The 6,440-nt window shown below is 70.6% G+C and carries 7 protein-coding genes; 5 read left to right on the top strand and 2 right to left on the bottom strand.

The window, feature by feature from the left end; translation table 11 throughout:
* Positions 1-53: 53 nt before the first annotated feature.
* From GTW67_RS27730 to GTW67_RS27720, 3 genes are all read left to right on the top strand, one after another.
* Positions 54-314 carry a UBP-type zinc finger domain-containing protein gene (locus tag GTW67_RS27730; protein WP_161163218.1) on the top strand — a complete coding sequence of 87 codons (261 nt, stop codon included), beginning with the start codon at positions 54-56 and terminating at the stop codon, positions 312-314.
* Between the two features lie 261 nt (positions 315-575).
* Positions 576-989 (top strand): ATP-binding protein, encoded by a 414-nt coding sequence (locus GTW67_RS27725; RefSeq protein ID WP_003973726.1) that lies wholly within the window; start codon positions 576-578, stop codon positions 987-989.
* On the top strand, positions 986-2,077 hold the full coding sequence (locus GTW67_RS27720) for an RNA polymerase sigma factor SigF (RefSeq protein ID WP_346010753.1): 1,092 nt from the start codon (positions 986-988) through the stop codon (positions 2,075-2,077). Before GTW67_RS27725 ends, GTW67_RS27720 begins: the two co-directional genes overlap by 4 nt.
* Before the next feature lie 21 nt (positions 2,078-2,098).
* Here the strand turns inward: GTW67_RS27720 and GTW67_RS27715 are convergent, their stop codons facing one another.
* A complete protein-coding gene (locus GTW67_RS27715; protein WP_161167505.1) occupies positions 2,099-2,551 on the bottom strand; it encodes a hypothetical protein in 453 nt (150 codons plus the stop codon).
* A 116-nt stretch (positions 2,552-2,667) separates the two neighbouring features.
* Here GTW67_RS27715 and GTW67_RS27710 point away from each other — a divergent pair, with 116 nt between their 5' ends.
* Both GTW67_RS27710 and GTW67_RS27705 read left to right on the top strand, forming a co-directional pair.
* Positions 2,668-3,636 carry a diacylglycerol/lipid kinase family protein gene (locus tag GTW67_RS27710; protein WP_161167504.1) on the top strand — a complete coding sequence of 323 codons (969 nt, stop codon included), beginning with the start codon at positions 2,668-2,670 and terminating at the stop codon, positions 3,634-3,636.
* 319 nt (positions 3,637-3,955) lie between these two features.
* The gene (locus GTW67_RS27705; RefSeq protein ID WP_003973730.1) at positions 3,956-4,213 is read left to right on the top strand and encodes a WhiB family transcriptional regulator; all 258 of its coding nucleotides are present in this window, start codon (positions 3,956-3,958) and stop codon (positions 4,211-4,213) included.
* 218 nt (positions 4,214-4,431) lie between these two features.
* Here the strand turns inward: GTW67_RS27705 and GTW67_RS27700 are convergent, their stop codons facing one another.
* Entirely contained in the window at positions 4,432-5,898 is a 1,467-nt protein-coding gene (locus GTW67_RS27700; RefSeq protein ID WP_202437781.1) for a sensor histidine kinase, read from the bottom strand.
* Positions 5,899-6,440 lie beyond the last annotated feature (542 nt).

The raw sequence follows: 6,440 nt of genomic DNA, 5'->3' as shown, positions 1-6,440 counted from the left end.
TCCACCCTTTTTCTCCGCGCGGTCCCCCGCACGCCCGACGTAACCTGGCAATCATGAAACAGTGCACGCACGCCGACGCGCTGCCGCACCCCGAGCCGAAGCCCCTGGGCGACACCTGCCCGGAGTGTCTGGCCGAGGGGACGGATCCGGTGCAGCTGAGGCTGTGTCTCACCTGCGGCCACGTCGGCTGCTGCGACTCCTCGCCGCGGCAGCACGCGACGGGCCACCACAAGGAGACCGGCCACCCCGTGATGCGGACGTTCGAGCCCGGGGAGACCTGGCGCTGGTGCTTCGTGGACCACGTGCTCGTGTGACCCGGTACGACTGCGCGCGGGGGACGGTTCGACCGTCCGGTGCCTGGGTACGTCAACCCGGCGCGCGCTCTCCCGATTTGGGCCCGCCGAACCCCTAGCCACTGTGCGTGTTCATGTGTTTACTATGAGTGACAGCAAGGGGTTGGGGTCTCGGGGACAGGAAAGTTCGGAGCGCGATAACGTCACCGCTGAACCACGTGTCGCGTTACCCCGAGGGGCGACCCTCGGCCCTGTAACGCTTGTACCACCTTGGAGGTGAGGGTGTCCCAGATCGCAGGCGAGCCCGCGACCCAGGACTTCGTGGAAGTCCGGCTGCCGGCCGCGGGTGCCTACCTGTCGGTGCTGCGTACGGCGACGGCCGGCCTCGCAGCCCGTTTGGACTTCACCCTCGACGAGATCGAGGACCTGCGCATCGCAGTGGACGAGGCCTGCGCGATCCTGCTCCAGCAGGCCGTGCCCGGCTCGGTGCTCAGTTGTGTCTTCCGCCTCGTCGACGACTCGCTCGAAGTCACTGTCTCGGCGCCGACCACGGACGGTCACGCCCCCTCGCGGGACACCTTCGCCTGGACCGTGCTGTCCGCTCTGGCGGGCAAGGTCTCCTCCGCCGTGGACGAGGACAAAACCGTTTCGATCAGCCTCTACAAACAGCGCGGCGCGGGACCCGGGCCGACGTGAGGAACGGGGACGGGCCGGTGCGGGACGAAGAGCGCGGCACACGAGGGCTGTCGGCCGAGGGCGCACGTTCGGAGAACGAGGCGCCGCGTACGGCGGACGGCATCGACGGCATTCCCGAGCAGGCCCGGCCGCACCCGGAGGACGAGGCCCCTCCGGGGACCGGGAGCGGTGCCGTGCGGAGCGCGCCCACGCCCGGCCGGACCGGGGGCACGCCCGCCCGGCCCGGCCGAGCGGAGGCGCGGGCTCGGGAAAGGGCGACGGGCGGGACGATGAGCGAGCACGAGCGACACTCCGACGACCGGGCGCCGGGCGCGCGCGGCACGCGGCACGATCCGCAGGACCGCAGCGGTGCCCGGGCCCTCTTCCTCGAGCTGCGCACGCTGACGAAGGACACCCCCGAGTACGCGGAACTGCGCAATCGGCTGGTCCGCATGCACCTGCCGCTCGTCGAGCACCTCGCGCGCCGCTTTCGCAACCGCGGTGAGCCCCTGGACGACCTCACCCAGGTCGCCACCATCGGACTGATCAAGTCGGTCGACCGCTTCGACCCGGACCGCGGGGTGGAGTTCTCCACCTACGCGACCCCGACGGTCGTCGGCGAGATCAAGCGGCACTTCCGGGACAAGGGCTGGGCGGTGCGCGTGCCGCGCCGGCTCCAGGAGCTGCGGCTGGCCCTGACGACGGCCACGGCGGAGCTCTCGCAGCTGCACGGCCGCTCCCCCACGGTCCACGAACTCGCCGAGAAGCTGGCGATCTCGGAGGAGGAGGTCCTGGAGGGCCTGGAGTCGGCCAACGCGTACTCCACGCTGTCCCTGGACGTCCCGGACACCGACGACGAGTCGCCGGCGGTCGCGGACACCCTCGGCGCCGAGGACGAGGCGCTGGAGGGCGTCGAGTACCGGGAGTCGCTCAAGCCGCTGCTTGAGGACCTGCCGCCGCGAGAGAAACGGATCCTGCTGCTGCGCTTCTTCGGCAACATGACCCAGTCGCAGATCGCGCAGGAGGTCGGGATCTCCCAGATGCACGTGTCGCGGCTGCTGGCGCGAACGCTGGCGCAGCTGCGGGAGAAGCTGCTGGTCGAGGAGTAGCGGCGCGGACGGCTGTCCGGCCTACTTCTCGGCGCGGCCGGGTCCGCGGATGCCGAGGGCCCGGGTCGTCGTGGGGTTCACGAGCAGGACCAGCGCCGCCACGGACACGACGGCGAGCACGATCCCCGCCGGGATGGCCACGCTGTCGGCCTGGAGCAGGTTGTAGGCCACCGGCAGCGCCATGATCTGCGTGATCACGGCGGGTCCCCGGCTCCAGCCGCGCCGGGCGAGCAGCCCGCGCGCGGCGAGCAGCGGCAGCAGGGCGAGGACGATCAGGGTGATGCCGCCGGTGACGGCCGAGGTCCGGTCGTCGGGATGCCCCGTGAGCCCCTGGACGAGCATCCAGGCACCGCCGGCGACGAGCGCCAGCCCCTCCAGCGCGGCGAGCCCGGCCGCGACGGTCAGCCGGCCGGGACGGGGGCCCGTCTCTTCGGCGGCTTCGGCTTCGGGGGTGGGGTTCTGCTCACTGCTCACCCCTGAAGGGTAGCCCGCACGGCGCGGGCCTCCGCGGGCCGGTCCCGCGCCCGTCTCTTACCTGATCCCTACCTCGGCCTGGGCCGGGGTACCGCCCAGTAGGTACCCTGCACAGCATGCGTGCACTTCTCGTGGTCAATCCGGCGGCAACCACCACGAGCGCGCGCACGCGCGACGTGCTGATCCACGCGCTGGCGAGCGAGATGAAGCTGGAGGCGGTCACCACCGAGTACCGCGGCCACGCGCGCGACCTCGGCCGGCAGGCCGCACAGAGCGACGACATCGACCTCGTGGTGGCCCTCGGCGGCGACGGCACGGTGAACGAGGTCGTCAACGGCCTGCTGCACGCCGGCCCCGATCCCGAGCATCTGCCCGGTCTCGCGGTCGTCCCCGGCGGTTCCACCAACGTCTTCGCCCGTGCCCTCGGCCTGCCCAACCACGCGGTGGAGGCCACCGGCGCGCTGCTCGACGCGCTGCGCGAGGGCAGCGAGCGGACCGTCGGCCTGGGACTGGCCTCCGGCACACCGGGCTCGGAGGACGAGGCCGTACCGGCCCGCTGGTTCACCTTCAACGCCGGACTGGGCTTCGACGCCGGTGTGGTCGGACGGGTCGAGCAGCACCGCGAGCAGGGCAAGAAATCCACACACGCTCTCTACGTCCGCCAGGTGGTGCGCCAGCTCATCGGGGAGCCGCACCGCCGCAGCGGCACCATCACGCTGGAGCGCGCCGGCGAGGACCCGGTCACCGATCTGGTGCTGTCCATAGTCTCGAACACGTGCCCGTGGACGTTCCTCGGCAACCGGCCGATCTACGCGTCGCCCGAGGCCTCGTTCGACACCGGGCTCGACGTGTTCGGACTCAGCCGGCTGTCGACGGCCGCGGTTGCCCGGTATGGCACCCAGTTGCTCACTTCGTCCCCCGAGCGCGGACCCCGCGGGAAGCACGCCGTCTCCCTGCACGATCTGAGTGACTTCACCTTGCATTCGAAGGTGCCTCTCCCCCTCCAGATGGACGGTGACCACCTGGGGCTGCGGACGAGCGTGACGTTCACAGGCGTACGCCGTGCACTGCGTGTGATTGTGTGAGCAGAACCGGCAAAAGTCCTTTCACTCGAACGTTTAGGCCAGGGTCCACCCCATAGAAGTACGGCTGTGACCTAGTCGACACCGAAGAATCAAAAAAAACTTTCCGGAAGGGGTTGTATCCACCGCCGAGGTTTGCGAGTCTCTTCTTGGCGATCGGGACGGCCCGCAACACCAGCCTCCACAGATCACCGGAACCCCTCTTCAAACCCAAGGACCACGCCGGGAACCTGGCGGTAGGCCCTTCCCTTGTTGAGGGATTCGTGAAAGCGTTCACATTCACAAGCACCCTGCACAGTCATACCAAGGAGAGGTAGCAGCCATGGACTGGCGTCACCGCGCCGTTTGCCGCGAGGAAGACCCCGAGCTCTTCTTCCCCATCGGCAACACCGGTCCCGCGCTGCTGCAGATCGAGGAAGCCAAGGCCGTCTGCCGTCGCTGCCCTGTCATGGAGCAGTGCCTGCAGTGGGCGCTCGAGTCCGGTCAGGACTCCGGCGTCTGGGGTGGTCTCAGCGAGGACGAGCGCCGCGCGATGAAGCGCCGTGCCGCCCGCAACCGGGCTCGTCAGGCCTCCGCCTGACCAGTCACCCCCGCTGACAGCCTGAGCTTGGCGGCGCGTACAGCGAGTACGCATCTCCCGCCCCCGAGCCGCAGCGCGCAGTACCCCGATGCTCCCCCGCATCGCACATGAGCACTGGCCTCGGACCTTCACCGGTCCGGGGCTTTTTGCTGTCTCCGGACCCGGACCCGGACCCGGACCCGGCCCCGCCGTCCCCAGCCGTCTGCGCCGCAGCGCCTCTACTTCTCCGTCGGCACCGGGATGTCGAGGATCACACGGGTGCCGCGCTCGGGCGCCGGGACCATGTCGAAGGTGCCGCCCAGCTCGCCCTCGACCAGCGTGCGGACGATCTGAAGCCCGAGGTTGCCGGAGCGGTGCGGGTCGAAGTCCTCGGGCAGGCCGACGCCGTCGTCCTGGACGGTGACCAGCAGCCGCGCCTCCTTCCGGGTGCCGCCGCGAACCGCGGAGACCTCGACCGTGCCGGTGTCGCCCTCGCGGAAGCCGTGCTCCAGCGCGTTCTGGAGGACCTCGGTCAGCACCATCGACAGCGGGGTGGCCACCTCGGCGTCCAGGATGCCGAAGCGGCCGGTGCGCCGGCCGGTCACCTTGCCGGGTGAGATCTCGGCGACCATGGCCAGCACGCGATCGGCGATCTCGTCGAACTCCACCCGCTCGTCCAGGTTCTGAGACAGCGTCTCATGCACGATCGCGATCGAGCCGACGCGGCGGACCGCCTCCTCCAGCGCCTCCCGGCCGCGCTCGGACCCGATGCGCCGGGCCTGGAGCCGGAGCAGGGCGGCCACCGTCTGGAGGTTGTTCTTCACCCGGTGGTGGATCTCCCGGATGGTGGCGTCCTTGGTGATCAACTCGCGCTCGCGGCGGCGCAGTTCCGTGACGTCGCGCAGCAGCACCAGCGAACCGATGCGCGTGCCCTTGGGTTTGAGCGGGATGGCGCGGAACTGGATCACCCCGTCGTGCGCCTCGATCTCGAACTCGCGCGGCGCCCAGCCGCTGGCCACCTTGGCGAGCGCCTCGTCCACCGGGCCGCGGGACGGGGCCAGTTCGGCCGTGGTCCGGCCCAGGTGGTGGCCGACCAGGTCGGCGGCGAGGCCCATCCGGTGGTAGGCCGACAGCGCGTTCGGCGAGGCGTACTGGACGATGCCGTCCGCGTCGACGCGGATCAGGCCGTCGCCGACGCGGGGCGAGGCGTCCATGTCGACCTGCTGGTTCTCGAACGGGAAGGCGCCGGCGGCGATCATCTGCGCGAGGTCCGAGGCGCTCTGGAGGTAGGTGAGCTCCAGGCGGCTCGGCGTGCGCACCGTGAGGAGGTTGGTGTTGCGGGCGATGACGCCGAGGACGCGTCCCTGGCGGCGCACGGGGATGGACTCGACGCGGACCGGGACCTCCTCGCGCCACTCCGGGTCGCCCTCGCGCACGATCCGGCCCTCGTCCAGGGCGACGTCCAGCATGGGGCGCCGGCCGCGCGGGACGAGGTGGCCGACCATGTCGTCCTGGTACGAGGTCGGGCCGGTGTTGGGCCGCATCTGGGCGACCGACACGTACCGCGTGCCATCGCGGGTGGGGACCCACAGGACCAGGTCGGCGAAGGAGAGGTCGGAGAGGAGCTGCCACTCCGAGACCAGCAGGTGGAGCCACTCGAGATCGGAGTCGTCGAGGGCGGTGTGCTGGCGTACGAGTTCGTTCATGGAGGGCACGGGGCCGAGCGTACCTGGCGGTACGGACAGCGATCGAAATCGGCCAGATTCCGCCGCGTCCGGGGCCTGGAAACACCCGCGGGCCGCGGCGCCTGGGAGGGACCCTCAGCCCTCCCGGCACCGCAGCCCGGAGCAACATCGGCCGTGGGGTGTGCGGTCCCGGTCGGCCGAAGGGTGAGGAGCCGGGGCAGTCAGGGCAGAGAGCACCGGTTCCTCGGTCCGCCCTCCTGTGCGGGGAAGGCGGAAGTCCGACGTCCATCTCGCGTGCGTGTCGCGGCAAGTATCTCGGTCCCATTGTGGACTAGACCACTAGCCGTGTCCATGCGGTGGACGGTGTTTGCGGTTGTCGTGTTCCGACGGCCACCCGGGTGCCCGGGCGGTCGCCTGAAGCCTAACCCTGTTGGCCCACGAGCGGGGCCGGACGGCCGACGCAATTTCCTCGCACACGCCGGCACCCGCCCCCGGCCGGCCGCCGTTTCGGCACGCCCGCGGAGCCCTGCTCTGTTAGATTGGTCTAAACCACATAGCCAGTC

Origin of the sequence: Streptomyces sp. SID5910 (assembly GCF_009862125.1) — a bacterium.
In the GTDB taxonomy this organism is placed as follows: domain Bacteria; phylum Actinomycetota; class Actinomycetes; order Streptomycetales; family Streptomycetaceae; genus Streptomyces.
Note: the sequence above shows the minus strand (reverse complement) of the source record. Positions and strands in the feature narration are given on the sequence as shown.

What these genes read in the sequence shown, in the direction of transcription:
- GTW67_RS27700 (WP_202437781.1), bottom strand. Translation starts at nt 5,898, where the DNA reads ATGAACGAACTCGTACGCCAGCACACCGCCCTCGACGACTCCGATCTC.
- GTW67_RS27705 (WP_003973730.1), top strand. Translation starts at nt 3,956, where the DNA reads ATGGACTGGCGTCACCGCGCCGTTTGCCGCGAGGAAGACCCCGAGCTC.
- GTW67_RS27710 (WP_161167504.1), top strand. Translation starts at nt 2,668, where the DNA reads ATGCGTGCACTTCTCGTGGTCAATCCGGCGGCAACCACCACGAGCGCG.
- GTW67_RS27730 (WP_161163218.1), top strand. Translation starts at nt 54, where the DNA reads ATGAAACAGTGCACGCACGCCGACGCGCTGCCGCACCCCGAGCCGAAG.